General features: G+C 68.0%; 29 protein-coding genes. 19 read left to right on the top strand and 10 right to left on the bottom strand.

What is annotated here, in order from left to right; genetic code table 11:
* Positions 1 to 14 precede the first annotated feature (14 nt).
* A complete protein-coding gene (locus A6745_RS08025; protein ID WP_066125478.1) occupies positions 15 to 761 on the bottom strand; it encodes an amino acid ABC transporter permease in 747 nt (248 codons plus the stop codon).
* A 16-nt stretch (positions 762 to 777) separates the two neighbouring features.
* Positions 778 to 1,686 carry an amino acid ABC transporter substrate-binding protein gene (locus tag A6745_RS08020; protein ID WP_066125475.1) on the bottom strand — a complete coding sequence of 303 codons (909 nt, stop codon included), beginning with the start codon at positions 1,684 to 1,686 and terminating at the stop codon, positions 778 to 780.
* Positions 1,687 to 1,826: 140 nt separating this feature from the next.
* Here A6745_RS08020 and A6745_RS08015 point away from each other — a divergent pair, with 140 nt between their 5' ends.
* The 4 genes from A6745_RS08015 to A6745_RS08000 all read left to right on the top strand — a co-directional run bounded on the left by A6745_RS08015 (position 1,827) and on the right by A6745_RS08000 (position 6,127).
* A complete protein-coding gene (locus A6745_RS08015; protein WP_156513314.1) occupies positions 1,827 to 2,762 on the top strand; it encodes a LysR substrate-binding domain-containing protein in 936 nt (311 codons plus the stop codon).
* A gap of 243 nt (positions 2,763 to 3,005) precedes the next feature.
* Positions 3,006 to 3,941: a 3-hydroxyacyl-CoA dehydrogenase family protein gene (locus A6745_RS08010; protein ID WP_066125471.1), complete on the top strand. Its 936-nt coding sequence runs from the start codon at positions 3,006 to 3,008 to the stop codon at positions 3,939 to 3,941.
* Positions 3,942 to 4,043: 102 nt separating this feature from the next.
* Positions 4,044 to 5,375: a short-chain fatty acid transporter gene (locus tag A6745_RS08005; RefSeq protein ID WP_066125470.1), complete on the top strand. Its 1,332-nt coding sequence runs from the start codon at positions 4,044 to 4,046 to the stop codon at positions 5,373 to 5,375.
* Between the two features lie 26 nt (positions 5,376 to 5,401).
* A complete protein-coding gene (locus tag A6745_RS08000) occupies positions 5,402 to 6,127 on the top strand; it encodes an SDR family oxidoreductase (protein WP_066125468.1) in 726 nt (241 codons plus the stop codon).
* Between the two features lie 86 nt (positions 6,128 to 6,213).
* Here A6745_RS08000 and A6745_RS07995 read toward each other — a convergent pair whose 3' ends face one another.
* On the bottom strand, positions 6,214 to 6,996 hold the full coding sequence (locus A6745_RS07995) for an IclR family transcriptional regulator (protein WP_066125466.1): 783 nt from the start codon (positions 6,994 to 6,996) through the stop codon (positions 6,214 to 6,216).
* A 96-nt stretch (positions 6,997 to 7,092) separates the two neighbouring features.
* Between A6745_RS07995 and A6745_RS07990 the strand changes: the two genes are divergently transcribed.
* From A6745_RS07990 to A6745_RS07960, 7 genes are all read left to right on the top strand, one after another.
* The gene (locus A6745_RS07990; RefSeq protein ID WP_066125464.1) at positions 7,093 to 7,776 is read left to right on the top strand and encodes a 3-oxoacid CoA-transferase subunit A; all 684 of its coding nucleotides are present in this window, start codon (positions 7,093 to 7,095) and stop codon (positions 7,774 to 7,776) included.
* A 2-nt stretch (positions 7,777 to 7,778) separates the two neighbouring features.
* The gene (locus tag A6745_RS07985; RefSeq protein ID WP_066125463.1) at positions 7,779 to 8,423 is read left to right on the top strand and encodes a 3-oxoacid CoA-transferase subunit B; all 645 of its coding nucleotides are present in this window, start codon (positions 7,779 to 7,781) and stop codon (positions 8,421 to 8,423) included.
* Positions 8,424 to 8,470: 47 nt separating this feature from the next.
* A complete protein-coding gene (catC, locus tag A6745_RS07980; protein ID WP_066125461.1) occupies positions 8,471 to 8,746 on the top strand; it encodes a muconolactone Delta-isomerase in 276 nt (91 codons plus the stop codon).
* A 15-nt stretch (positions 8,747 to 8,761) separates the two neighbouring features.
* Positions 8,762 to 9,058, top strand: a complete 297-nt coding sequence (locus A6745_RS07975; protein ID WP_066125459.1) for a YciI family protein — start codon at positions 8,762 to 8,764, stop codon at positions 9,056 to 9,058.
* 133 nt (positions 9,059 to 9,191) lie between these two features.
* Positions 9,192 to 9,974 carry a 3-oxoadipate enol-lactonase gene (gene pcaD / locus A6745_RS07970; RefSeq protein ID WP_066125457.1) on the top strand — a complete coding sequence of 261 codons (783 nt, stop codon included), beginning with the start codon at positions 9,192 to 9,194 and terminating at the stop codon, positions 9,972 to 9,974.
* A gap of 5 nt (positions 9,975 to 9,979) precedes the next feature.
* Positions 9,980 to 11,020 carry a cyclase family protein gene (locus tag A6745_RS07965; RefSeq protein WP_066125455.1) on the top strand — a complete coding sequence of 347 codons (1,041 nt, stop codon included), beginning with the start codon at positions 9,980 to 9,982 and terminating at the stop codon, positions 11,018 to 11,020.
* A gap of 114 nt (positions 11,021 to 11,134) precedes the next feature.
* Positions 11,135 to 11,470, top strand: coding sequence for an FxLYD domain-containing protein (locus A6745_RS07960; protein ID WP_066125452.1), 336 nt, complete (start codon positions 11,135 to 11,137; stop codon positions 11,468 to 11,470).
* A gap of 45 nt (positions 11,471 to 11,515) precedes the next feature.
* Here A6745_RS07960 and A6745_RS07955 read toward each other — a convergent pair whose 3' ends face one another.
* Positions 11,516 to 11,848, bottom strand: coding sequence for a PsiF family protein (locus A6745_RS07955; RefSeq protein ID WP_066125451.1), 333 nt, complete (start codon positions 11,846 to 11,848; stop codon positions 11,516 to 11,518).
* A 262-nt stretch (positions 11,849 to 12,110) separates the two neighbouring features.
* On the opposite strand from A6745_RS07955, the gene A6745_RS07950 reads away from it, so the two are divergent.
* Positions 12,111 to 12,758 carry a carbonic anhydrase gene (locus A6745_RS07950; RefSeq protein ID WP_066125449.1) on the top strand — a complete coding sequence of 216 codons (648 nt, stop codon included), beginning with the start codon at positions 12,111 to 12,113 and terminating at the stop codon, positions 12,756 to 12,758.
* A 20-nt stretch (positions 12,759 to 12,778) separates the two neighbouring features.
* Here the strand turns inward: A6745_RS07950 and A6745_RS07945 are convergent, their stop codons facing one another.
* Positions 12,779 to 13,000 carry a hypothetical protein gene (locus tag A6745_RS07945; protein WP_066125446.1) on the bottom strand — a complete coding sequence of 74 codons (222 nt, stop codon included), beginning with the start codon at positions 12,998 to 13,000 and terminating at the stop codon, positions 12,779 to 12,781.
* A gap of 306 nt (positions 13,001 to 13,306) precedes the next feature.
* Between A6745_RS07945 and A6745_RS07940 the strand changes: the two genes are divergently transcribed.
* On the top strand, positions 13,307 to 15,040 hold the full coding sequence (locus tag A6745_RS07940) for a nitrite/sulfite reductase (RefSeq protein WP_066125444.1): 1,734 nt from the start codon (positions 13,307 to 13,309) through the stop codon (positions 15,038 to 15,040).
* Positions 15,033 to 15,566 carry a DUF934 domain-containing protein gene (locus A6745_RS07935; RefSeq protein WP_066125442.1) on the top strand — a complete coding sequence of 178 codons (534 nt, stop codon included), beginning with the start codon at positions 15,033 to 15,035 and terminating at the stop codon, positions 15,564 to 15,566. Before A6745_RS07940 ends, A6745_RS07935 begins: the two co-directional genes overlap by 8 nt.
* Positions 15,567 to 15,625: 59 nt before the next feature.
* On the opposite strand, the gene A6745_RS07930 is transcribed toward A6745_RS07935, so the two are convergent.
* Positions 15,626 to 16,384 carry an IclR family transcriptional regulator gene (locus A6745_RS07930; RefSeq protein WP_066125439.1) on the bottom strand — a complete coding sequence of 253 codons (759 nt, stop codon included), beginning with the start codon at positions 16,382 to 16,384 and terminating at the stop codon, positions 15,626 to 15,628.
* A gap of 101 nt (positions 16,385 to 16,485) precedes the next feature.
* On the opposite strand from A6745_RS07930, the gene A6745_RS07925 reads away from it, so the two are divergent.
* From A6745_RS07925 to A6745_RS07910, 4 genes are read left to right on the top strand one after another with little or no spacing between them, the layout of a single operon-like run.
* Positions 16,486 to 17,472: a Bug family tripartite tricarboxylate transporter substrate binding protein gene (locus tag A6745_RS07925; RefSeq protein ID WP_066125437.1), complete on the top strand. Its 987-nt coding sequence runs from the start codon at positions 16,486 to 16,488 to the stop codon at positions 17,470 to 17,472.
* A gap of 15 nt (positions 17,473 to 17,487) precedes the next feature.
* On the top strand, positions 17,488 to 18,993 hold the full coding sequence (locus tag A6745_RS07920) for a class I adenylate-forming enzyme family protein (RefSeq protein ID WP_066125434.1): 1,506 nt from the start codon (positions 17,488 to 17,490) through the stop codon (positions 18,991 to 18,993).
* Entirely contained in the window at positions 18,990 to 19,784 is a 795-nt protein-coding gene (locus A6745_RS07915) for a citryl-CoA lyase (protein WP_066125432.1), read from the top strand. Before A6745_RS07920 ends, A6745_RS07915 begins: the two co-directional genes overlap by 4 nt.
* Before the next feature lie 55 nt (positions 19,785 to 19,839).
* Positions 19,840 to 20,643, top strand: a complete 804-nt coding sequence (locus tag A6745_RS07910; RefSeq protein ID WP_066125428.1) for an SDR family NAD(P)-dependent oxidoreductase — start codon at positions 19,840 to 19,842, stop codon at positions 20,641 to 20,643.
* Positions 20,644 to 20,694: 51 nt separating this feature from the next.
* Here A6745_RS07910 and A6745_RS07905 read toward each other — a convergent pair whose 3' ends face one another.
* Both A6745_RS07905 and A6745_RS07900 read right to left on the bottom strand, forming a co-directional pair.
* Positions 20,695 to 22,260 carry a sulfatase-like hydrolase/transferase gene (locus A6745_RS07905; RefSeq protein ID WP_066125425.1) on the bottom strand — a complete coding sequence of 522 codons (1,566 nt, stop codon included), beginning with the start codon at positions 22,258 to 22,260 and terminating at the stop codon, positions 20,695 to 20,697.
* A 10-nt stretch (positions 22,261 to 22,270) separates the two neighbouring features.
* The gene (locus A6745_RS07900) at positions 22,271 to 23,245 is read right to left on the bottom strand and encodes a Bug family tripartite tricarboxylate transporter substrate binding protein (RefSeq protein ID WP_066125423.1); all 975 of its coding nucleotides are present in this window, start codon (positions 23,243 to 23,245) and stop codon (positions 22,271 to 22,273) included.
* Positions 23,246 to 23,372: 127 nt separating this feature from the next.
* Between A6745_RS07900 and A6745_RS07895 the strand changes: the two genes are divergently transcribed.
* Positions 23,373 to 23,891 (top strand): MarR family winged helix-turn-helix transcriptional regulator, encoded by a 519-nt coding sequence (locus tag A6745_RS07895; RefSeq protein WP_066125421.1) that lies wholly within the window; start codon positions 23,373 to 23,375, stop codon positions 23,889 to 23,891.
* 30 nt (positions 23,892 to 23,921) lie between these two features.
* Here the strand turns inward: A6745_RS07895 and A6745_RS07890 are convergent, their stop codons facing one another.
* Positions 23,922 to 24,914 carry a Bug family tripartite tricarboxylate transporter substrate binding protein gene (locus A6745_RS07890; RefSeq protein WP_066125419.1) on the bottom strand — a complete coding sequence of 331 codons (993 nt, stop codon included), beginning with the start codon at positions 24,912 to 24,914 and terminating at the stop codon, positions 23,922 to 23,924.
* Positions 24,911 to 26,110, bottom strand: a complete 1,200-nt coding sequence (locus tag A6745_RS07885) for a CaiB/BaiF CoA transferase family protein (protein WP_066125417.1) — start codon at positions 26,108 to 26,110, stop codon at positions 24,911 to 24,913. The genes A6745_RS07890 and A6745_RS07885 overlap by 4 nt, the downstream gene beginning before the upstream one ends.
* Positions 26,111 to 26,184 lie beyond the last annotated feature (74 nt).

The following is a 26,184-nucleotide window of genomic DNA, read 5'->3' as shown; positions in this document are numbered from 1 at the left end:
CTCCGCCTCCGCGTTCAAGCCTTGCGATCGCTGCCGATCAGGCCGGGGACGGCCACGCGGCGCTCCAGCGCCCGCATGCCCAGCACCACCACGCCGTTGATCAGCAGGTAGATCAGCGTGGCCGCACTGAAGGCCTCGAAGATATGGAAGCTGAATTCCTGCATGGAACGCGCCTGGCCGGTGAGTTCGAGCAGGCCGATGGTCAGCGCCACCGACGAATACTTGATCGTGCCCATGAACTCGGACGTCAGCGGCGGCAGCACGATGCGGTAGGCCTCGGGCAGGATGACGTAGCGATACGCCTGCACCGGGGTCAAGCCGATGGCGGTGGCCGCCTGCATCTGGCCGCGCGGCAGCGACTGGATGCCGGCGCGCAGCTGTTCCGCGACACGCGCCGCGCCGTAGAAGCCCAGGCACAGCAGCGCCGGGACGAACTGGCCCCAGGGCTGCGGCATCTGCTTGATGGCCACGCCCCACGCATGCGGCAGGACCTCGGGCAGCACGAAGTACCACAGGAACATCTGCACCAGCAGCGGGATGTTGCGGAACAGTTCGACGTAGCAGGCGCCCGCGAAATTGGCCCAGCGCGACTGCGCCGTTCGCAACACACCCACCACCGATCCCAGCAACAGGGCGTAGACCCAGGCCGACAAGGCCAGGGCCAGCGTCCAGCCCGCGCCGATCAACAGGGTCTGCAGATAGGTATGCAGCCCGTCGGGGGACATCTCCAGGAAGATGCCCCAACTCCAGTCGTATTTCATGCTGCCGTCCGGCGTGTCAGCGATAGACGTCCGGATCGCCCGAATCGGTCGGGTTCGCCAGGGCCCTCTTCAGCACGTCGCTCATGGGGTAGCGCAGGTTGATGCCGCGCGGCGGGATGGGCGAGTTGAAGTACTTGTCGTACAGCCTGGCCACCGTGCCGTCCTTCATCAGGGCGATCACGGCGTCGTCCACGACCTTCTTGAACGCGGGATCGTCCTTGGGCTCGACGATGCCGTAGGGCGCCACTTCCAGGCCCTTGCTGCTGATGATGAAGTCGTCGGGATTCTTGGAGGAAGCCACCGCGCCGTAGGCCAGGCCGTCATCGTTGGCCGACCCGGCGGCACGGCCGTTCTGCACCATCAGGAAGGTCTCGGCCGTGTCCTTGGCCGGCATCATGGTGATGCCGTAGTCGTTCCTGGCATTGAGCTGGGTGACCAGCTTGAAGGTCTGCCCGCCCGCCTGCGCCGCGATGGACTTGCCGCGGAACGACGCCAGGTCGTTCACGTCGACGCCGCCATCCTTGCGCGCCAGCAGCACCACCTGCGCCACGAACGTCGTGGGCGCGAAGGAGACGAACTTGTGGCGGTCCGGCAGGTTGGTCGTGTTGCCGCATTCCAGGTCGATCGTGCCGTTGGCCAGCAGCGGGATGCGCGTGGCCGAGGTCGTCGGGTTGTAGCGCACGTCCAGCTTGGGCAGTTTCAGCGCCTGCTGCACGGCCTTCACCACGTGCTCGCAGATTTCCACCGAGTAGCCGATGGGCTTCTGGTTGCCGTCCAGGTAGGCGAAGGGCACCGACGATTCCGGATGGCCCAGCGTGATCGACCCGGTTTCGCGGATCTTGTCCAGGCGGCTGTCGCCCGCGGCCTGTGCGGCGCATGCGGCGGCCATCAACGTGACGCCCAGCAGGGCGGCAGTCTTTTTCATTTCACTTCCCCTTGGCGCCCGCCGGTGGCGGCACGCGTTTTCGATTGATATGCCGCGATCCAGCACGGCTGGCACAAAGTATGGATTAGCGTTATTTTTTTTGCCAATTCCAACTGAGTATTCATTCATACAATTCTGATATGGCAAATCCTCGCATGCACCTGCGCCACATCGAGGCCTTCCGCGCCGTGATGCAGGCCGGGTCGATGACCGCGGCCGCGCGCCGCGTGCATACCTCGCAGCCGCAGATCAGCCGGCTGATCGCGCAACTCGAAACGCTGACGCAATTCCCGCTGTTCGAGCGCAACGGCAGCCGGCTGGCGCCCACGCAGGACGGCCTGCGCTTCTACCAGGAAGTGGAGAAGACCTTCAGCGGCCTGGCCGGCCTGGAAACCGCCGCGGCCGGCATCCGCGCCTTCAGCGCCGGCCGCCTGAGCGTGGCGGCCATGCCGCGCCTGGCGGGAGGACTGCTGGCACGCATCGTGGCGCGCCTGAAGCAGGACTATCCGGACATCATGGTGTCCATCCACTCGGGCAACGGCGGCGCGGTGCGCGAATGGCTGGCCTCGGGCTTCTGCGATGCCGGCATGGCCCTGCTCTACGACGACGAGCCGGGCGTGCAGATCGAACCGGTGCTGACCATGCATTGCACGGCAGTGCTGCCCAAGGGCCACCGCCTGGCCGCGCTGCCGCGCCTGCGGCCCGCGCACTTCGCGGACGAGCCCTTCGTGTCCTTTCCCGCCGGAACGGCCATCCGCGAACGCATCGACCGCATCTTCACGCAGGCCGGCGTGGAACGCCGCATCGCCGCCGAGGCCGGGTTGGGCGCCTCCATCTGCGCCCTGGTCGGCATGGGCATGGGCGTGAGCCTGATCAACCCGCTGGCCGCGCGCGAGGAACAGCACAGCACGGGCATCGAACTGCGGCCGTTCGCCCCCGCCGTGCCGGTGGTCGCCGCCCTGCTCTATCCGCCCTACCAGCAGCGCACCCGCCTGGTGGACGTGTTTTCCCAATACGCCAGCGAGTTCATGCAGCGAGAAATGGCGGAGTTCAAGGTGCGCGGCGGCCGGCGATGACGGGCGGTTGCGACATAAACTCGTCCATCGGATGGACACATAGGAAATCCGGTATGTCCATGGGCTGCAATTCGAGAGTACCGTGCTGGAAATTCTATATGCGCACACTTGTTCGTATATAGAACAACAATGATTTTTCCGGCCACGGCACGGAAAGGCACCACGGATGAGACGCCCGGAACCCCGGACGGCCCCACACGGGCACGCCTACGCCAGCCACGGCCACGAGCAGCGGGTCCCGACATGACTTCTCTTCTCTCTCCCGTCGCCGTCATCGGCGCGGGCGCCATGGGCAGCGGCATCGCCGCCCTCTTCGCGGCACGCGGCGTCGACGTCGTGCTGATCGATCCCATGGAGGGCGCGCTGCCGCGCGCCGAAGCCAACATCGAACGGCAGCTCCACGTGCTGCTGGCCGGCGGCGACATCGCCCCCGCCATGCAACGCATCCGCTACGACGCGGGCCTGGAAGCCGCCTGCAACGCGGCGCTGGTGATCGAGGCGGTGCCCGAGAAACTGGAACTCAAGCGCGACATCTTCTCGCGCCTGGACAGCCTGTGCGGCCCGGCCACCATCCTGGCCACCAACACCTCGGGCCTGTCGATCAACGCCATCGCGCAGGCCGTCACGCGCCGCGACCGCTTCGTCGGCACGCACTTCTTCACGCCGGCCGACGTCATCCCCCTGGTCGAGGTGGTGCGCAACGACGGCACCTCCGACCACGCCGTCGCCCAGGTGATGGACACGCTGCGCCACGTGGGCAAGCGGCCCGTGCTGGTCAAGCGCGACATCCCTGGCTTCATCGCCAACCGCATCCAGCACGCCCTGGCCCGCGAAGCCATGTCCCTGCTGGAGTCCGGCGTGGCCAGCGCCGAGGACATCGACGAAGTCGTGAAGTGGAGCCTGGGCATCCGCCTGGCCCTGTCCGGCCCGCTGGAGCAGCGCGACATGAACGGCCTGGATGTGCACCTGGCCATCGCCGAGTATCTGTATGCCGACCTGGAGAACCGCACCGAGCCCTCGGACCTGCTGCGCAGCAAGGTGCGCGCGGGCGAGCTGGGCGCCAAGAGCGGCCAGGGCTTCTACGCCTGGCCGCCCGAACGCCGCGAACGCGTGCTGCGCGACAAGAGCGCCGCGCTGGCCCAACTGGTGCGGTGGCTGAACGAACGCCCGCCGGCCTGATTGCCTTTTCGCGCAGGGCTCGCGGCGCGCCGGCAACTCCGGATATGCCTCGCTCCCACGCACATACAAGCCTCACCTGATCGAGATAAGCTGGAGACACGCATGAATCGCCTTGCCAATTTCTTCACGGAGCTGATGCGCAAGTATCTGCCCGACCCCTTCGTATTCGCCCTCGGCCTGACCTTGCTGTCCGTGGTGCTGGCCATGGCGGTGGAAGGCCAGGGATTCGGCGCCATCACCCGCGAATGGGGCAAGGGTTTCTGGAGCCTGCTGGCCTTCACCACGCAGATGGCCGTGATCCTGGCCATGGGCTACGTGCTGGCCACCGCGCCCCTGACCGAGCGCCTGCTGGACCGCATCGTCGGCGCCGTGCACAAGCCGCACACCGCCATCATCGTGGCCACGCTGGTCGGCTCGGTCGGCAGCTACCTGAACTGGGGCTTCGGCCTGGTGATCGGCGGCATCGTCGCCAAGAAGCTGGCCAAGCGCGTCAAGGGCGTGCACTACCCGCTGATCATCGCCGCGGCCTACAGCGGCTTCACCATGTACGGCCTGGGCCTGTCGGCCAGCATCCCGGTGCTGATCGCCACGCCGGGCCACCCGATGGCACAGCAGATGGGCGTGGTCCCGCTGTCGGAAACCATCTTCTCGCCGCCCATGCTGATCCTGAGCCTGGTCATCCTGGTGACGCTGCCGCTGCTCAACGCCTGGCTGCATCCCAAGGCCGGCCAGAAAGTGTCCGAGATCGATCCCGCCATCGACCAGGCCACGAAGGCTCCCGTCGCCGATGACGAGGACGGCCGCACGCTGGCCTCGCGCCTGAACAACAGCCGCATCCTGAGCCTGCTGGTCGGACTGCTGGGCGTGGCCTACGTGGTCTTCCACATCGCCGACGGCGGTTCGCTGGACCTGAACCTGATCAACTTCGTGATCCTGTTCCTTGGCATCCTGCTGCTGGGCACGCCGGCCGCCTACGTGGCCAAGCTGTCCGAAGGCATCAAGACCATCTCGGGCATCATCCTGCAGTACCCGTTCTACGCCGGCATCATGGCCATCATGGCGGGCTCGGGCCTGGTGAACACCATCTCGGAAGTGTTCGTCGACGTCGCCACGCCGTCCACGCTGCCCTTCTGGGGCCTGATCAGCTCGTTCGTCATCAACTTCTTCGCGCCCTCGGGCGGCGGCCACTGGGTCATCCAGGGTCCGTTCATGATCGAGGCCGCCAAGGAAATCGGCAGCCCCATCAACCAGACCGCGATGTCGGTGATGCTGGGCAACGCCTGGAACGACCTGGTGCAGCCTTTCTGGATCCTGCCCGCGCTGGCGCTGTCCAAGCTGAAGCTGCGCGACGTGATGGGCTACACCGTGATCATGATGGTCTGGGTCGGCATCCTGCACATCGCCACCGTCTTGATCTGGGGCCACATGGCCTGACCTTTTCCGCCCGGGAGCCACCTCACATGAAACCCACCGCCTATCTGGTCACCGGCGCCAGCGCCGGCATCGGCGCCGCCATCGCGCGCGCCTTGCTGGACGCGGGCCAGCGCGTGATCAACATCGACTACCGCCTGCCCGGGAACCCGCCCGAAGGCATGGTCTCGATCCAGGCCGACCTGACCGATCCGGACCAGGCGCGGGCCGCCGCGCAGCAGGCGGTGCAGTCGCACGCCATCGTGGGCCTGGTGAACAACGCCGGCGCCACGCGCCCCGGCACCGCCGACACGGCCACGCTGGCCGACCTCGACTACGTCGTGAACCTGCACCTGCGCACGGCCATGATCCTGATCCAGGCGGCGCTGCCGGACATGCGCGCGGCGGGCTTCGGCCGCATCGTGAACATGTCCTCGCGCGCCGCGCTGGGCAAGCCCGAGCGCGTGGTGTACTCGGCCACCAAGGCCGGCCTGATCGGCATGACGCGCACGCTGGCCATGGAACTGGGCGGCGACGGCATCACCGTCAACGCCATCGGCCCGGGCCCCATCGCCACCGACCTGTTCATGAAGAGCAATCCGGAAGGCGCGCCCCAGACCAGGCGCATCATCGACAGCATCGTCGTCAAGCGCCTGGGCACGCCCGAGGACGTGGCGCGCGCCGCGATGTTCTTCCTGTCGCCGGACAACGGTTTCGTCACGGGCCAGGTGCTGTACGTCTGCGGCGGCACCACGCTGGGCGTGGCGCCCATCTGATTCCGCACGCCGCCGCCATGTCCCGCGCGACCAGCCGCCCCATGCCCCACGCCGCCCCCGCGAGGCGGGCCGGCGCGCGCGCGGCGTCAGCGCCGCTGCAGGGCCTGGTTGATGTGCCCTGCCGCGCGCCGCAGCGGCGGCAGGAAGGCATCGAGCATCTGTTCGCGCGAGTAACGGTTGGCGTGCCCGCTGACGTTCATCGCGCCGGTCACGCGGCCGCTGCGGTCCACGATGGGCACGGCGACCGACTGCAGGCCCGGTTCCAGCTCCTGCACCACGCAGGCATAGCCCTGCGCGCGCACCTCGGCCAGCGCGCGCTTGAGCGCCGTGCGGTCGGTAAGGGTGGACGGTGTATAGGCCTGGATCTGGCTGGCGTCCAGCAGGCGGTCCTGCTCGGGCTCGGGCAGGCCGGCCAGCAGCACGCGGCCCATCGAGGTGGCCCACGCGGGCAGGCGGCTGCCCACGGCCAGGTTGATGGTCATCACCTTGTGCGTGGACAGGCGCAGGATGTAGACGATGTCGGTGCCGTCCAGCACCGAGACCGAACACGATTCGCGCGTGGTCTCGGCCACCTCTTCCATGTACGGCAGGGCCAGGTCCCACAGGGGCGTGGCCGAGAGGTACGCATAGCCGAGTTCGAGAATGCGCGGCGTCAGCGCGAAACGGCGCTCGTCGGCCTCGACGTAGCCCAGTTGCACCAGCGTCAACAGGATGCGGCGCGCGCCCGCGCGCGTCAGCCCGGTGGCGGCCGCCACTTCGGTCAGCGTCATGCGCGGCCGTTGCGGACCGAAGGCGCGGATCACCGACAGGCCGCGCGCGAAGGACTGCACGTAGCTGTCACTGGGCGGCCGGTGTGCTTGCTCGTCCATGTATTGACACCTCCTACCCGTCATGAAACGATGTTCTATAAAAGAACGAATGTTCGACTATAGAACAAATAAGACATCCCTCCCTCCAAGACACCCATGATCTCCAAACTCGTATCCAGTGCCGCCGACGCGCTCGCGGACGTGCCGGACGGCGCCACCATCATGATCGGCGGCTTCGGCACCGCGGGCCAGCCCATGGAACTGATCGACGCCCTGCTCGAGCAAGGCGCGAAAGACCTGGTCATCATCAACAACAACGCCGGCAACGGCACCACCGGCCTGGCCGCCCTGCTGGGCGCCAACCGCGTGCGCAAGATCGTCTGCTCGTTCCCCCGGCAGGCCGATTCGCAGATCTTCGACGGGCTTTACCGCAGCGGCAAGATCGAGCTTGAACTGGTGCCGCAGGGCAACCTGGCCGAGCGCATCCGCGCCGCCGGCGCCGGCATCGGCGCGTTCTTCTCGCCCACCGGCTACGGCACGCCCCTGGCCGAAGGCAAGGAAACGCGCGAGATCAATGGCCGCCATTATGTGCTGGAGTATCCGCTGCACGCCGACTACGCGCTGATCAAGGCCGAACGCGGCGACCGCTGGGGCAACCTGGTCTACCGCAAGACCGCGCGCAACTTCGGTCCCATCATGGCCAGCGCCGCCCGCGTGGCCGTGGCGCAAGTGCGCCAGACGGTGGAACTGGGCGAACTCGATCCCGAGGCCATCGTCACCCCCGGCATCTTCGTCCAGCGTGTCGTGCAGATCGACGCCCCGCGCGGCGTCCAGGAGTAATCATGAGCAACCGTCTGAACCGCGACCAGATCGCCGCGCGCGTGGCCCGCGACATTCCCGAAGGCGCCTACGTCAACCTGGGCATCGGCCTGCCCACGCTGGTGGCCAACCACCTGCCCGCCGACCGCGAAGTGCTGCTGCACACCGAGAACGGCATGCTGGGCATGGGCCCCGCGCCGGAAAAGGGCAAGGAAGACTACGACCTGATCAACGCCGGCAAGCAGCCCGTGACGGAACTGCCCGGCTGCGCCTTCTTCCACCACGCCGACTCGTTCGCCATGATGCGCGGCGGCCACCTGGACATCTGCGTGCTGGGCGCCTTCCAGGTGTCGCGCCACGGCGACCTGGCCAACTGGCATACCGGCGCGCCCGACGCGATTCCCGCCGTGGGCGGCGCGATGGACCTGGCCATCGGCGCCAAGGACGTCTACGTGATGATGGAACTGACCACGCGCGAAGGCCAGAGCAAACTGGTCGAGGCCTGCAGCTATCCGCTGACGGGCGTGCGCTGCGTGTCGCGCGTCTACACCGACATGGCCGTGTTCGACCTGCGCGACGGCAAGGTCACCGTGATCGACCTGTTCGGCGACGCCACGCCGGAAGGCTTGCTGGCGCTGACGGGCCTGCCGCTGACGTTCGAGCGCTGATCCAAGCGGCGCCCCCAGGGGCGCCGCGCCTCTTCTGGAGACTTCCCATGCTGTACATGGTGCAAATGCAGGTCAACCTGCCGCACGACCTGCCCACTGAAAAAGCCGACCGCCTGAAGGCCGACGAGAAGGCCCTGGCGCAGAAGCTGCAACGCGAAGGCAAGTGGCTACACCTGTGGCGCGTGGCGGGCCGCTACGCCAACGTCAGCGTGTTCGACGTGGCCGACCACGACGAACTGAACGCCCTGCTGTTCTCGCTGCCGCTGTTCCCGTACATGGACGTGCAGGTGACCGCCCTGGCGCGTCACGGCTCGGCCATCTGACCCCCGGGGTCCGCCATGCCCTTCATCATCGAAACCTTCGACAAGCCCGACCACCAGGCCGTACGCCAGCAGCATCGTCCGGAACACCTGAAGTTCCTGGACGAGCACAAGCACCTGCTGCTGGCCTGCGGCGCCAAGCTGAACGACGACGGCAGCGATGCCGGCGGCGGCCTGTACGTGGTGGCGCTGGACACGCGCGAGCAAGCCGAGCGCTTCATCGCCGCCGATCCCTTCCACCAGGCCGGCCTGTTCGAACGCGTCACGCTGACGCGCTGGCGCAAGGCCTACGTGGACGGCACGTCCTATCTGTAGAGCGGGGACGGCGCGCTGCCCCCTTGACGCGCCGGCACGAGGATACGTGCCGGCCAATGGCGCGGCACGCCCTCCCTTTTTCATCCGTGCGGGGCGGCACGCCCCGCCCCATGCCTCACACGAGCTTCTCACCATGCCCTACGCCAAACTCAGCCACGCCACGCTGTACTACGTGATCGACGGCGCCGACGACGCCCCCGCGCTGGTGCTCTCCAACTCCCTGGGTTCCAGCGCCGACATGTGGTCGCAACAGATTCCGGAGCTGGCCAGGCATTTCCGCGTGCTGCGCTACGACACGCGTGGCCATGGCCGTTCCTCCGTGCCCGGCGGCGAATACACCTTCGACGAACTGGCCGAGGACGTGCGCGAGCTGATGGACCACGTCGGCATCGGACACGCGCATTTCTGCGGCCTGTCGATGGGCGGCCCCACCGGCATGACGCTGGCGCTGAAGCACCCGCAACGCGTGGACCGCCTGGTGCTGTGCAATACCGCGGCGCGCCTGGGATCGGTGGAAAGCTGGAGCACGCGCATGACCGCCATCGCGCAGGACAGCGTGTCGAACATGGCGCCCACGCTGGTCGAACGCTGGCTGACGCCCGCCTACCGCGCCGCGCAGCCCGGCCTGACCCAGGTGCTGGTCGACATGCTGCGCCGCACGCCAGACGCCGGCTACATCGCCAATTGCGCCGCGCTGCGCGACAATGACCTGCGCGAGCAGGCGCACGCCATCCGCGCGCGTACCCTGGTCATCGCCAGCACGCACGACGTGGCCGCCACGCCGAAGCAGGGCCGCGAACTGGCCGACGCCATCGCCGGCGCGCGCTACCTGGAACTGGACACCTCGCACATCTCCAACTGGGAACAGCCCGAAGCCTTCACGCGCGCCGTGCTGGATTTCCTGCAAGAGGACTGACCGCCATGCAACGCTGGAAGCAACGGCCGGAAGGCTCGAACTGGGGCGACTTCGGGCCGGACGACCAACTGGGCCGCCTGAACCTGATCCAGGAAGCGCAGGTGCTGAACGGCGCGCGCGAAATCCGCGTGGGCAAGACGTTCTGCCTGTCGCTGCCGCTGAACCTGCCGGGCGGCAACGTGCTGAACCCGCGCCGCCATCCGCCGCAGCTCAGCCCCACCCGTCTGCAAGGCACGCCCTACCTGAATTTCCCGCTGCGCAACATCAATCCCGATGCGGTCGACGTGCTCAGCGACGACCAGGTGCTGTTGTCCACGCAGTATTCGACGCAGTGGGATTCGCTGGCGCACGTGGGCGCGCTGTTCGACGCCGATGGCGACGGCACGGCCGAGCTGTGCTACTACAACGGCTTTCGCGCGGGCGTGGACGTGGTCGGGCCCGCCGACGGCGACCATACCGGCTGCGGCTGCAACAGCGGCGGGCCCTCGGCCGCGCTGCGCCTGGGCGTGGAGAACCTGGCCGAGAAAGGCATGCAGGGCCGCGGCGTGCTGATCGACCTGGCACGCCACTTCGGCACCGGCCGCACCCTGATCGGCCTGCGCGAGCTGCGGCAGGCGATGGACGCGGACGGCATCGAGATCGAATCCGGCGACATGCTGTGCCTGCGCACCGGCTACGCCGAGAAAGTGGTCGAGATGAACGGCAAGCCCGACGGCGACGTGCTGCATCACTATGGCGCGGCGCTGGACGGCACCGACGCGGCGCTGCTGCAGTGGATCACCGACAGCGGCATCGCGGCGCTGTGCGCGGACAACTACGCGGTGGAAGCCTATCCCTCGCGCGCCACCAGCGGGCAGCGCCCGATGTTGCCGCTGCACCATCACTGCCTGTTCAAGCTGGGGCTGCCGCTGGCCGAACTCTGGTACATGAAGGACCTGGCCGAGTGGCTGCACGCCAACGGCCGCCATCGCTTCATGCTGACCGCGCCCCCGCTGCGGTTGCCGCACGCCATCGGCTCGCCGGCCACCCCGGTCGCGACGGTCTGACGGCGGCCGACGCGACGCGCCGTGAACAAACCGACACGACTGCGCACCGCGCTGTCACATCTGCCCGCTTATGGTGATGGGCATCGGCGCCCCGCGCCGCTTTCGGAGTCGCCCATGAAAATGCGAATCGCCGCCTTGCTGCTGGCCCTGGCCGCCGGCTCGGCCACTGCCCAAAGCCTGTCCTACGGCGTGTCGGTATCCCATCTGCAAGCCACCCGCGACACCACGATGGGCCAGACCACCATCACCGGCACGGTCACCAACAATGGCGACAAGCTGCTGCCGTCGCCCTCCATCGTCTTCGCGTTGTACGACGCCAACGGCGCCGAAATCGGCCGCGTCTCGCAACGCGCCGAATCGCCGCTGCCGCCAGGCGCCTCCTGGGAACTGCTGGCGACCACGCCGCTGGCCTTCAGCCGCTTCACCGCCGTCGACGTCAAGGCCGAATGACGGCGCGCGCCGTGCCGGCCTTGCACCGGCATGGCAACGCGGTCATCAGGGCTTGCTGCTGAGGCAGGTCTTCATGAACGCACGGCGCTTGTCGCCCATCAGCGACTGCGAGGACGCCCGCGCGTTGCAGTCCTTCATGCGCTGCTGCTGCGGCGTCGCGGCCTTGGCGGGCGCCTCGCCCTTGAGGCAACTGCTCATGTAAGCCTTGCGCTCGTCGCCCTTCTTGTCGGCGGCGGCCTTGTTGCAGTCGGCCATGCGCTGCTGCTGCGGCGTGGGCGTCTTGGCGGGCGCGGGGGCGGTCTGCTGCGCCCAGGCGGGCGCGGCGCAGAACACCGCCAGCATGGCGGCTGCCGTCAGTTCACGGGTGAATGAAGCCATGAGTTCCTCCTGGGCGCGCCCCGTCCGGACGGAATGCACGGACAAACAGGGCCAGCGCGTGCTCGGCCCCGGAAAGGCCGGCAAGCCATCATCCGGCAAAAGCCGTGGCGCAAGCAAGCGCGCCGAACTGTCTGCAACCTGAAAAATCTGGCGGGCGGCCGCCGGGCCGATATGGGAAAATCCGGGGTGCCCGCGCGCCGCGTGGCCCCGATCCAGGGCCGCGCCACGGCGCCGGACGCGCCAGAACTCAAGGAAGAAAAACATGTTCCCCAAAAGACTTACCGAAGGCTACCAGTCGTTCCTGAAGGGCCGCTTTCCCGGCGAAAGCAGCCGGTACCAGGCTCTGGGCGAAACTGGCCAAAGCCCCGAAACGCTCATCATCGGCTGTTGCGACTCGCGCGTGTCGCCCGAAGTCATCTTCGACGTCGGTCCTGGCGAACTGTTCGTCATCCGCAACGTGGCCAACCTGGTCCCGCCGGCCGAAACCGATTCGGAATCCTCCTACCACGGCACCAGCGCGGCCATCGAGTTCGCAGTCAACGGCCTGAAGGTCAAGAACATCGTGGTGCTGGGCCACGCCTCGTGCGGTGGCATCCGCGCTTTCTACGACGACGCCGAGCCGCTGTCCAAGATGGACTTCATCGGCAAATGGATGTCGCAGATCAGCCCCGTGGCCGCGCGCCTGGGCGGGTCGACCGGCGACCGCGCCACCGACCTGAAGCGCCTCGAGCTGGCCGTCATCGAGCAGAGCCTGGCCAACCTGCTGACCTTCCCGTCGATCCGCCGCCGCGTCGACGCCGGCGAGCTGGTGCTGCACGGCGCCTATTTCGGCGTGGCCACGGGCGTGCTGTTCGTGCGCGATCCGGCCAGCGGCCAATTCGCGCCCTGCCTGGAAAACCCGGCGGGCTGATCAAAAGCCGGCCGGAGAACCTAGTTGCCCATCCGCCTGGACTGCTGCCGGTTCAGGCGCGCGGCCTCTTCCTCGGCGTAATCGCGCTCGCCAGGCTCGTACTGGCCTTCATACATGCAGCTGCGCCACCAGCTGCAATCGCTGCTGCGTTTCGGCTCGTCCGGCCGGCTGGACGAGCAGCCCGCGAGGGTTGCGGCCAGCACCAGCGCGGCGCCGCATCGGCCCAATATGTGAAACGACATCTGTACAGCCCCTGCAAAAGACACCACGGGTCTTTTATAGCATCCGGCCTTTGGCATGCCGGATCGCGGGCATGTCCTGCGGCAGGCACGTAACGCCGCGGACGGCGGCCTGCCGTCACGCCGCCTTCACAACCGGGCGCTCCTTTCTTATTACCAGAAAGACTTAGACCCGCCGCATTGTCTGCTGTTACGGTTATGAGACCCCGAAAGACCGCCCCGCATGCTTCCTGCGATGCCCGCGGTCCGGCGGCAGGACAACCGCCCTGCTTCGCCCGACAACAGATTCCAACGCAACAGACAACCATCATGTATGTCTACGATCCGGTCGACCAGCAACTGGTCGACGAGCGCGTGGCGCAGTTCACCGACCAGACGCGCCGGTTCCTCGACGGCCAGCTGACCGAAGACGAATTCCGCGTCCTGCGCCTGCAGAACGGCCTGTACGTGCAGCGCCATGCGCCGATGCTGCGCGTGGCCATCCCCTACGGCATGCTGGCCGCGCGCCAGTTGCGCACACTGGCCCACATCGCCCGCACCTGGGATCGCGGCTACGGCCACTTTTCCACGCGCCAGAACATCCAGTTCAACTGGCCGCGCCTGGAAGACGTGCCCGCCATCCTGGCCGAACTGGCCAAGGTGCAGATGCACGCCATCCAGACCAGCGGCAACTGTATCCGCAACACCACCACCGACCACTTCGCCGGCATCGCGCCCGACGAGCTGGTCAACCCGCTGGTGTGGTGCGAGATCATCCGCCAGTGGTCCACGCTGCACCCCGAATTCGCCTTCCTGCCGCGCAAGTTCAAGATCGCCGTCAGCGGCGCCGTCGAGGACCGAGCCGCCGTGGGCGTGCACGACATCGGCCTGCAAGCGGTCGAACGTGACGGCAGGATGGGTTTCCGGGTGTGGATCGGCGGCGGCCTGGGCCGCACGCCCATGGTCGGCCACCTGATCAACCCGTTCGTCGAATGGCAGCACCTGCTGACCTACCTGCAAGCCGCGCTGCGCGTCTACAACCTGCACGGCCGCCGCGACAACAAGTACAAGGCGCGCATCAAGATCCTGGTGAAGGACCTGACGCCCGAGGAGTACGCCCGGCAGGTCGATGAAGAGTGGCAGCGCATCAAGGACGGCCCCGACACGATCACGCAGCAGTTCGTCGACACGATCGCCAGCCGCTTCACGTGGCCGCAGTACGACGCGCAGGCCGCCAACGACGCCGACACCACGGCCGGGCATGCCGCGCTGAATCCCGCCTTCGCGCACTGGCTGCGCCGCAACGTGAAGGACCACAAGGTGGCCGGCTACGCCGCCGTCACCGTGTCGCTCAAGCCCACCGGCGTGCCGCCGGGCGACATCACGGCCGACCAGATGGACGCCGTGGCCGACCTGTCGGAACGCTATGGCTTCGGCGAACTGCGCGTCTCGCACGAGCAGAACCTGATCCTGGCCGACGTGCGCCGCTCGCAGTTGCACGAGCTCTGGCAAGAGCTGCGCGCCCTGGGCCTGGCCACCGCCAACATCGGCCTGTTGACCAACATCATCGCCTGTCCGGGCGGAGACTTCTGCTCGCTGGCCAATGCCGTCTCCATTCCCGTGGCCGAGTCCATCCAGCGCCGCTTCGACGACCTGGACTACCTGTTCGAAATCGGCGAACTCGACCTGAACATCTCGGGCTGCATCAACGCCTGCGGCCATCACCACGTGGGCCACATCGGCATCCTGGGCGTCGACAAGGCCGGCGAAGAGTGGTATCAGGTCACCATCGGCGGCCGCCAGAACGGCGCGGCCAAGCCGCTGCCCGACCTGGAGTCGCAGCGTGGCGGCGGCGCGGCCATCGGCCGCATCATCGGCCCCTCGTTCGCGCGCGCGACCGTGCCGGTGGTGGTCGACCGCCTGATCCGCACCTACCTCAGCCTGCGCGACAGCGAGGACGAGCGCTTCATCGACGTGGTCGACCGCCTGGGCATCGATCCGTTCAAGAAAGACGTGTACAGCGATCCCGAGATCGTCAAGCCCGAGGAGACCGCGGATGCCTGACGCCACCCTGGACCTGAGCACTGCCCACCTGATCCACCACGGCGCGCTGCAGGCCGACACGTGGCGCAACTACGTGCCGGAAGACGGTGCCGCGGCTGACGCCGTGCCCGCCGACGAACCCGGTTGGGTCGTGCCGCTGGCCACCTGGAAGGCCGCGCGCGACGTGTTGCGCGCGCGCCAGCACCCGGTAGGCGTGCTGCTGCCGCCGGACACCGACCTGACCGACCTGCTGGGCGGCGATGGCGGCACGCTGGACACCACCGGCATCGCGCTGATCGCCATCGAGTTCCCGGCCTACACCGATGGCCGCGGCTATTCGCTGGCGCAGTTGCTGCGCACGCGTTACGGCTACACCGGCGAACTGCGCGCGGTGGGCGACGTGATGATCGACACCATCCACTACCAGGCGCGCGTCGGCTTCGACAGCTTCCTGGTCAAGCCGGGCCACGATCCGCACAAGGCGCTGGCCGCGTTCAAGACCTTCAGCGTGCACTACCAGAAGACGTATCGGGCGCCGGCCGCCTGAGGCCGCCCGACAGAGTGGCGTCGCCATCCCGCCTGGCGGGCGGCGGCGCCCCCCGGCCTTCATAAGGGCGCCTGTGCCAGCTGGGTTCGGATCTGCTGCGCAATGGCGCGCTGGCGCCCGGCCGGCATCCGGTCGATCAGGCTGGATACGCTGACCGCCACGCGCGGATAGCCGCCCGCGTCGCAAAGCGCCGCGCCCACGCCCAGCACTCCCGGAACGGCCGAGTTTCCCACCACGGCCCAGCCGCGATCGCGCGTGTTGCTCACCAGCCGCCGCATCTGCTCGACCGTCATTCCGCCGTAGGCGCGCAGCGCCCCGGCGTTCTGCGCAATGACCTCCCGCGCCTCGGCGTCCGGCAGCGCCGACAGCAACGCCAGCCCGGCGGCCCCCACTCCCAGCGGCTGGCGGTGGCCCACCGTGACGGCCAGGACCTGCACGGCGTAATTGCCGAGCTCGCGATGCAGGCACAGCGAGTCGCCGCCCGCGCGCACGATCAGAAAGGACGAATCGCCGCTGGCATCGCTGATCCGCCGCATCGCGGGCCGCAGGCGCCGCACGGCTTCGGCATGCGGGTCCGCAGCCATCAGCGCGGCCGTTTCGGCGGTGCGCCAGCGCACGGCGTCCGGTTCACGTACCACGTACCCCTCTTCCACCAGCACGTCCAGGTAGCGATACACCGTGGATCGCTGCATCCCCACGCGCCGGGCGATCTCGACCACGTGCAGGCCGCCCGCCCCCGCCTCCCTGAGCACGCGCAGGATCCGCAGGCCGCGCCGCAGGACGCGCGGGCCACTCTCGGCAGAGGTTTCGTTGTTCATTATTTGGACAAGTACCGTTGGCGATGCGGGCATTGCACCTGAATATAGGTCTCGACAGGCACAGATCTGTCCAAATATTAGACAAAATCAGGAGACAACCCATGGTGTCGCTTCCCAGGCTCATTCGCGCCGCGCTCGTCTCGGCCAGCACCCTGTTCACGGCCCATGCCGCGACGGCCGCCGAAACCTATCCTCAACGTCCCATCACGCTGGTCGTCGGCTACGCCGCGGGCGGCGCCACCGATATCGTCGCGCGGCTGATGGCCAAATCGCTGTCCGACGTGCTGGGCCAGACCGTCGTGGTCGAGAACAAGACGGGCGCCAACAGCAACATCGGAGCCGAGATCGTGGCGCGCGCCCAACCCGACGGCTACACGCTCTACGTGGGGTCGATCGCCAACACGATCAACCGCACGCTCTATTCGCAGCTGAACTACGACTTCGTGAAGGACTTCGCCCCCATCGCGATGCTGGCCACCATTCCGAACGTCCTGGTGGTCAATCCCAAGGTGCCGGTCAAGACGGTGCAGGAGTACATCCATTACGCCAGGGAACACCCAGGCAAGCTGACCTGCGCCTCGTCCGGCAACGGCTCGTCGATCCACCTGTCGTGCGAACTGTTCAAGATGCAGACCGCAGTGGACATTCTTCACGTGCCCTACCGCGGCAGCGGCCCGGCCGTGGCCGACCTCCTGGGCGGCCAGGTGGACTCCATGTTCGACAACCTGCCCTCCTCGCTGCCGCACGTGCAGGCAGGCAAACTGCGCGCCATCGGCGTGACCTCGGGCAGCCGGCTGGCTTCCCTGCCAGACGTGCCCACGTTGAACGAGAGCGGCCTGAAGGGTTTCGAGGTGCAGTCCTGGTTCGGGCTGATGGCCCCGGCCGGTACGCCCCAACCCATCCTGAACCGGCTGAACGAGGCCGTCAACAAGGCACTCGCCACCGCGCAGATCAAGCAGGCCTACGAAAAATCGGGTTTCTGGGCCCCGCCACCGCCCAACGGACGTTCGGACTTTGCCGCATGGGTCGCCAGCGAGATCGACAAATGGGGCAAGGTGGTCCGAGCCGCGAACCTCAAGGCCAACTGACCCGAGGAGTCCCAGGTGTATCCCATCGATTTCTTCTTCCGCGCCGCGCAGCGCCATCCCGAGCGCATTGCGCTGTCCGGGCCGCAAGGCAGTCTTTGCTACGCCGAGCTGGCCGCCCAGGTCCGCGCCCTGGCGGCCGCGCTGCAGGCGCTGGATCCCGAGCCGCAAAGCCGCGTCGCCCTGTGCGCAGGCAACACCGCCGAACACATCCTGGCCCTGCTGGCCGTACTGGCCAGCGGCAAGATCTGGGTGCCGCTGAACTACCGCAGCACCGAACGCGAGATCGGCCGCATCCTCGACGCCACGCAGCCCAGCATCATCATCGGCGATGAAAGCGGGCTGCCGTTGCTGGGCCCCCCTGCCGCGGGAAGGGTACACCTGCACGACGCCCCTGGCTCGCCCACGCTGGCATCGCTGCTGCACAGGCATGCGGGCCAGCAGCCGGCACGGCACGACCTGTCGCGCGACGCCACGCAGGCCATCAAGTTCACCGGTGGCACCACCGGATTGCCCAAGGGGGTGATGCAGCCCTACCGCGCCTGGAACGCGGGCATCGTCAACCAGATCGCCCACTGGAAACTGACGTGCGAAGACCGCTACGTGGTCTGCGCCCCCATCACCCACGGAACGGGCACCTACCTGCTGCCCGTGCTGGCGCAGGGGGGCACGCACCTCCTGCTGGACGGCAGCGGCCCCGCCGCCGTGACGCAGGCCTTCCGCGAACGCGGCGGCACGATGAGTTTCATGCCGCCGACCCTGATCTACATGTTGATGGCGCAGGAAGGCGTCTCGCGCGCCGACTTTCCCCGCCTGCGCAACCTGATCTACGGCGGGGCGCCCATGCCGCCCGAGCTGATCGACCGTGCCCGCGCGTTCTTCGGGCCGGTCCTGGGCACCACTTATGGCCAGACCGAGGCCCCGCAGATCGTCACCGTGCTGCCGCCCGGCGAGCTGGAAGATCCCGCCAACCGTGGGTCGGTGGGCCGCTGCACCTGGTACTCCGAACTGGCCATCAGGGCGCCCGACGGCAAGCTGCTGCCCGCCGGCGAAATGGGGGAAGTCGTGGTCCGCGGCGACCTGGTCATGACGGGCTATTGGCGGCTGCCGGACAAGACTGCCGAAACGCTGGTGGACGGCTGGCTGCACACGGGCGACGTGGGCCTGGTGGACGAACGCGGATTCCTGTTCCTGAAAGACCGCCTGCGCGACGTGATCATCACCGGCGGGTTCAACGTCTATCCGGTGGATGTCGAGAATGCCCTGTCCTCGCACCCCGCCGTCTACGAATGCGCGGTGTTCGGACTGCCCGACGAGAAATGGGGCGAGGCCGTGCACGCGGCGGTGCAGTTCCATCCCGGCTGCAGCGCCGACGCCCAGGCGTTGCAGGAACACGTGCGCGGCCTGCTCGGTCCCGTGCACACGCCCAAGCACATCCATGTTCACCAGAGCCTGCCGAAATCGTCGGTGGGCAAGGTGTTGAAGAACGCCGTGCGGGAAACCGCGCTGAAGGAGATCGCATGAGTCCCCCCTCGCCTGAAACCCGGCTTTGTGCCCACCATCTGACGGGCATGTACTACCGTGACGCCGATCTGGTCGAGGACCTGATCGGAAAGAAGACGTTCACCGAAGTCATGGTCATGCAGATCCTGGGACGGCCGGCCCGCCCCGTGGATCTGCGGATCGTCGATGCCGTGCTGGTGACGTTGATGGAGCACGGCCTGACTCCCAGCGCCATCGCCACCCGGGTGGTCTACATGAGCGCCCCCGAAAACCTGCAGGGCGCGGTCGCGTCGGGGCTGATGGCCGTCGGCAGCCGGTTCGTCGGCACCATGGAGAACTGCTCCGGATTGCTGGCGCGCATCCGCCAAGCCGCCGACGCGCCCGCCGAGGCCCGGGCCATCGCCCAGGAGTACCGGCAATCACGGCACGCGCTGCCGGGCTTCGGCCACCATCTGCACAAACCCGACGATCCGCGCGCGGTGAAACTGCTTGCGCTGGCCGAAGCGGAATCCGACCTGCCCGGAGACTGGCTGCGCGCCCTGCGCCTGCTGGCGGACGCCATCGACCAGGCCTACGGCAAGCACATCACCATCAACGCAACGGGCGCCGTCGCGGCCCTGTTGGGCGAGATCGGCGTACCCACTGCCCTGATGCGTGGCTTCGCGGTGATCTCGCGCGCGGCCGGCCTCGTGTCGCACGTCGCGGAAGAGCAGCAAAGTCCCTCGGGCCGGTTCATCTGGGAAACCATCGACGAAGCGATCCCCTACGTCGGCGCAGGCGTCTCGCACCAGCAAGACCGGAGCGCGACATGAGCGCAACGCCGCACGCCCGAAAGGCCGTCGCGGCCCGCCGGCGCGGGGGCCTGCCATGAACGGCGGACCGCTGTCCGGCAAGGTGGCGCTGGTGGCCGGCGCTGGCAGCTCGGCGCCCGGCTGGAGCATCGGCAAGGCCAGTTGCGTGACGCTGGCGCGCCAGGGCGCGGCCGTGGTGGCGCTGGATCACGACCCGCAGGCCGCGCGGGACGCTGCCCAGGCCGTGTCGCAAGCCGGCGGCCAGGCCCTGGCCGTCCAGGCGGACGTGGCCGACCCCCAGGCCATGCAGGCCGCGGTGAACGCGGCCCTGGCCCGCTATGAGCGGATCGACATCCTGCAGGCCAATGCGGGGATCGGCAAGGTGGGCGGCATCGAGGACACCGAGCTGTCCGATTGGGAACGCATCCAGCAGGTCAATGTCACCAGCCTGCTGATTGCCACGCGGCTGGTCGTCCCCATCATGCGCCGGCAGGGCGGCGGCGCGATCGTGACGGTCTCTTCCGTCGCGGGCCTCAGATACGTGGGCTATCCTCACCTGGCCTACAGCGTGACCAAGGCGGCCGTCATCCATTTTGCGCGCATGGCGGCGCAACAGTACGCTGCCGATGGCATCAGAGTGAACACCGTGGTGCCCGGCCTGATCGACACACCTCGCGTGGCGGCAAACGTGGCGCGCATGTTCGACGCCACCGATCTCGACGCCGCGCGCGCGGCCCGGGACCGGCAGGTCCCGATGCAGCGCATGGGCACACCGTGGGAAGTGGCCAATGCCGTGGCTTTCCTGGCTTCCGACGCGGCCTCGTACATCACCGGCACGGAATTGGTGGTCGACGGCGGCCTGACCGGCAAGTACGCCTAGCAGGCTGTTGACGCTAAAAGGCCCTGGGACACGGGCGAACCGGGCGGGCGCTCACCACTGCCCGAAGAACACCCCCGCCCGCTTGTGCGCGTTGGTGGCCTGCGCCACGGCCTCGTCGCTGAGGGTGGTGCGGCGCTTGCGGCGCGCGGCCCAGTCCAGCAATCCCCTGCGCAGCTGCACGCGCACGGCCTCGTGCGCGGCGCTGCGGCCAAGATCCTGGAACTCGCCGGGATCGGCCTGCAGGTCGTACAGCTGTTCAGGCTCGTCCAGCCAGTACACGTAGCGCCACCGATCGGTGCGCACCGACCAGGCCCGCGCATTCTGCGGCGTCTTGCCCAACAGCAGTCGCGCCTGCCGGAAGCTGTAGTCCAGCTCCGAGAACACGCAGTCCCGCCACGAGGCCTCGCCGCGGCCATGCAGCAGCGTCTGCAAGGCACGGCCTTCGATACGGTGCGCGGGCACGGGCAGGTCCAGCGCCTGCAACACCGTGGGCACCACGTCGACGCTTTCCACCATGTCGTGCAGCGCCTGTCCGCGCGTGGCGTCGGCCTCGCGGCTGGGATCCATCACGATGAAGGGCACTCGCTGCACGGTGTCGTAGAACAGCTCCTTCTCGCCCAGCCAGTGATCGCCCAGGAAATCGCCGTGATCGGCCGTGAACACGATGAGCGTATCGTCCATGCGGCCCGCGCCTTCCATGTCGTCGAACAGGCGCCCGAGATGGTCGTCCAGCTGATGGATCAGGCCCTGGTAAGCGGGGCGCACCCTGCGCACGCACTCGTCCATCGCGAAGCTCTGGCTTTCCTCGTGCTGCCGATAGGCCTGCAAGGCAGGATGCGCCTGCTGCAACTCCCGCACGTTGCGCGACACGGGCAGGCATTGGTCTGGCGTGTACAGGCGGTGATAGGGGGCGGGCGCCATGTACGGCCAATGCGGCTTCACGTAGCTCAGGTGCAGCACCCAGGGCTGGTCGCCGCGCCGGCGCATGAAGTCCAGCGCCTGGTCGGTCATGTAGGCGGTCTCGGAATGCGCCTCCTGCACGCGCGAAGGCAGGTGCGTGTTGCGCATGTGCCAGCCGCTGACCACCTGGCCCTGCTCGTCGATGCCGGCGATGACATAGTCGGTCCAGGGGTCCGCCGAATCGTAGCCATGGCGCCGCAGGAAGGCGGGATAGCCGCTTTCCTCGCCCGGCTCGTGATGGCCGTCGTAGCGGTCCAGTTCGACGAAGCCGCCGCGCGCCAGCAGCTCGCCCAGTTCCGAACCGCCGTCGATCGCCAGCCGCGCCATGCCGTCCTTGTCCGGGATGACGTGGGTCTTGCCCGCCAGCGCCAGCTTGTGGCCGCCGCCGGCCAGGTATTCGCCCAGCGTCACCTCGCCCACCGACAAGGGAACGCGGTTCCAGGTCGTGCCGTGGCTGGAGGGATAGCGGCCCGTGTAGTAGCTCATGCGCGACGGCCCGCACACGCCCGAGTTGACGAAGGCCCGTGTGAAGCGCACGCCGCGCGCGGCCAGCGCATCCAGGTTCGGCGTGCGCAGATAGGGATGGCCGTAACAGCCCAGGTGGTCGGCGCGCAGCTGGTCCGCCATGATGAAAAGCACGTTGCGTATCTTGCCCATCGCCGGCTCCTTACTGCGTGGCGGTGAAGCCGGAAGCGCGCACGGGCGGTTCCCATTGCTGCCTGTAGGCCTGCAGGCGGCGGGCGGTCTCGGCCGCGTCGGCCACCACGGGCTCCAGGTTCACGGCACGGATGGCCTGCTGCAGGGCGGGCTCGCGCATCACCGCCTCGATCTCCTTGCCCAGCCTGTCCGCCTGCTCCTTCGGCATGGCCGACGAGGCGAAGAATGCGTTCCAGCCGTCGGCGGACAGGTCGATGCCGCTTTCACGGAAGGTGGGCACGTCGGGCAGGGCCGGATCGCGTTTGTCGGCGGAGATCGCCAGAATGCGGATCTTGCCGCCCTGGTGCTGCGGCAGCAGCGTATCCAGCGTGTCGATGGCCTGTGGCAGGATGCCGCCGATCAGCTCGGACGTCAGCGGCGCCGAACCACGATAGCCCACCACCTCGGGCTGCTGTCCGATCTGCTGGCCGAACATCAGCGCGAAGAAATGCGGCAGGCTGCCGGTGGCGGGCACCCCCACGGTGAATTGCCTGGGATGCTCCTTCACCCACTTGCGCAGCGCGGCCACGTCATGGATGGGCGAACTGGCCGATACCGCCAGCGCGAAGTGATAGCTGCTGACCAGCGACACGGGCTGGAAGTCGCGCGCCGCGTCGTAGCCAGGCTGGGCATACACCAGCGGCGCCACCACCATCACGGCCGGGTTGGCCAGCATCAGCGTGCCGCGCGCCACGTCCTCATGCGCATTGCGCAGGTACTGCGCCGCAATGCGTCCGCCCGCCCCCGTCTTGTTCTCCACGATCACCGAGGTGCGCAGCTTGTCCTTCAGCCGATCCGCCACCAGGCGTGCCACGCGGTCGGAACTGCCGCCGGGCGGATAACCGACCAGGATCGTCAGCGGCTTGCCCGCCTCCTGCCCCACGGCGGCGGGCGCCGCGGCAAGCAGCGCCCAGGCCGCCAGCGCGGCCATCATCCAGGTACGCATGTCATGTCTCCCTTGTCTATCGTTGTAGGAAATAGGAGAAATGAATTTAGCAACACGGGGATTTATTGATCTAATCCAGTATCCGGCATAAGCCCATGACCCTATAAGACGGCCGGAAGGAGGCAACATGTCCCACCCCCATGCCGGCCAGGCCACGCTGGACGACATGCTGATGTACCGCCTGTACCAGGCGTGGTTCCAGTCCAGCCCGGTCTTCGTGCGGCTGTGCGAAGGCCGCTTCGGCATCACCCGCAGGGAGTGGCGCGTGCTGGCCTGTGCGGTCGAACACGGCCCCATGGCGTCGGCCGACCTGGCCGCCACGGCCAAGCTGGACCTGGCGCGTACCTCGCGCACGCTGGGCGCGCTGTGCGAGAAAGGCTGGCTGCGGCGCGTGCAGGTGGGCGACGACCGGCGCGTGGTGCAGGTCGAGGCCACGGACAGCGGGCACGACTGCTACGGCGCGCTGATGCCTGAAGTACAGCGCCTGAACGATCTGCTGACTCAGGACCTGTCGTCCGATGAGGTCGCGCAACTGCGCGCGCTGCTGGCGCGCGTCGAGCAACGCGGCCTGGCGATGGCGCAGCAGAACCTGGTGTCGGAGAAGGCAAGCCGGCGCAGCGGCGGCACGCGGCGCGTCCGCGCCTGAACCGCCGCCGCGGCGCGGCAAACGCCGCGGTCAGCCCAGCGTGATCTTCGCGTCCTGGATCAGGCCCGCCCACTTCTTCTGCTCGGCCGCCAGGTACTGCCTTGCATGATCGGCGCTGCCGCCCATCGGCTGGCTGCCTTCGCTGGCCAGGTACTTTTTCGTGGCCGGATTGGCCAGCACCTTTTCCATCACGCCGTTCAGCTTCTCGACCACGTCCTTGGGCGTATTGGCCGGCGCCACCAGCACCTTCCAGTCCAGCGCCTCGAAGCCGGGAAAACCGGATTCGGCCACGGTCGGCACGTCGGGCAGGATCGCCAGGCGCTCGCCCGACGTCACCGCCAGCGCGCGCAGCACCTTGCCGCGCACCATCTCCTGGACGGCGGGCGCCGTCGAGAACATATAGTCGGTGTTGTTGCCCAGCAGGTCGTTCAGCGCCGGGGCCGCGCCCTTGTACGGCACGTTCAGCACCTTGAACTTCGCATCGTAGGCCAGCAGCTCGCCGGCCAGGTGGCCGACGGTGCCGGTGCCCGCCAGCGCCTGCTTGACCTCGCCCGGCCTGGCCTGCGCGGCCTTGACCACGTCCTGCACGGACTGCCAGGGCGAATTCGCCCGCACCACCAGGATCACGGGCAGCGACGCCACCAGCGCCACCGGCGTGAAATCCCTGGCCGCGTCGAACGGCATGTTGGGCAACAGCGCCGGATTGATCGCCAGGTTGGCCGTCTGGCCCATGCCCAGCATGTAGCCATCGGGCTGCGAACGCGCCACCTGGTCCAGCCCGATGTTGCCGCCCGCGCCGGGGCGGTTCTCGACCACCACGCTCCACCCCGCCTCGGCGGCCATCTTCTCGGCGGTCAGTCGCGCCATCGCATCGGTGCCGCCGCCCGGCGTGTAGGGCACGACCAGGCGGATCGGACGCTTGCCCGGAAACTCGGACTGCTGGGCGAACGCCTGGGTCCAGGCGGGCAAGGCGCCAGACGCCAGCGCGGCGCCCAGCAACTGCCGGCGAGTGAGGGAAATCATGATGTGCTGTCTCCTTGTGTGATTCGTCTTGCCTTCATGGATTCGATGTCCGCGTCGGCATAGCCCGCCTGCCGCAACAGCGCCTCGGAGTGTTCGCCGATGCGCGGCGGCTGCAAGCGGACGGGAGGCTGGGCGCCGCCCAGCGTGAAAGGCGCCAACGGCACGCGCGAGGTGCTGCCGTCGTTCATGCGTATCGGCGCCAGGCCGCCGGTGGCGGCCAGATGGGGATCGTCGAACAGCTGTTCGGGACGCGTGATGGGCGCGAAGGGCAGGCCCTCGGCCTCGAACACCTGGGCCAGCTCGGCCGCGCTGCGCTGCGCCAGCCGGCTGCGCAGTTCGGGCATCATCCATTCGCGTGCCTGCACGCGGTCGTTGTTGGTGGCCAGGCGCGTGTCGGCCAGCAGGTCGTCCATGCCGAAGGCGCGGCAGAATATCTTCCACTGCTTGTCGCTGACCACCGCCAGGAAGATCTGCTGCCCGTCCTTCACCGTAAATACGTCGTACACCGCCCAGGCGGCCACGCGGCTGGGCATGGGCGCGGGCGCGCGGCCCGTGGCGGCGTACTGCAGCATGTGCTGGCCCATCAGGAACACGTTGTTCTCGAACAGCGAGGCCTCGACGTGCGTGCCCTGGCCCGTCTTCCCGCGCTGCGCCAGCGCGGCCATCGCGCCGATGGCGCCGAACATGCCGCCCATGATGTCGTTGACGCTGGTGCCCGCGCGCACGGGATCGCCCGGCCGGCCCGTCATGTACGCCAGTCCGCCCATCATCTGCACCACTTCGTCCAGCGCCGTGCGGTTGTCGTAGGGCCCCGCCAGGAAGCCCTTGTGGCTGACGTAGATCAGCCCGGGATGGCGGGCCGCAAGTGTCTCGTAGCCCAGGCCCAGCTTGTCCATCACGCCGCTCTTGAAGTTTTCGCTGACGATGTCGGCCGTGTCGATCAGGCGCAGCGCGGCCTGCACGCCTTCGGGCTGCTTCAGGTCCAGCACCACGCTTTTCTTGTTGCGGTTGAACATGGGGAAGAAGCCGGAGCCCGAGCCCAGCAGCCGGCGCGTGCTGTCGCCGCCCACCGGCTCGATCTTGATGACCTCGGCGCCCAGGTCGCCCAGCAGCATGCCGCAGGTCGGCCCCATGACCATGTGGGTGAATTCGATGACGCGGATGCCCTCGTAGGGCAAGGGGTTTGCAGCGGACATGGGCTTCTTTGGAAACATGGGGTGGAACAACGCGCGGCGGGGCGAGCGCGCACGCGGCGGGGGAACCCGCGCGG

It is taken from the genome of Bordetella ansorpii, assembly GCF_900078705.1.
Taxonomy (GTDB): domain Bacteria; phylum Pseudomonadota; class Gammaproteobacteria; order Burkholderiales; family Burkholderiaceae_B; genus Bordetella; species Bordetella ansorpii_A.
Note: the sequence above shows the minus strand (reverse complement) of the source record. Positions and strands in the feature narration are given on the sequence as shown.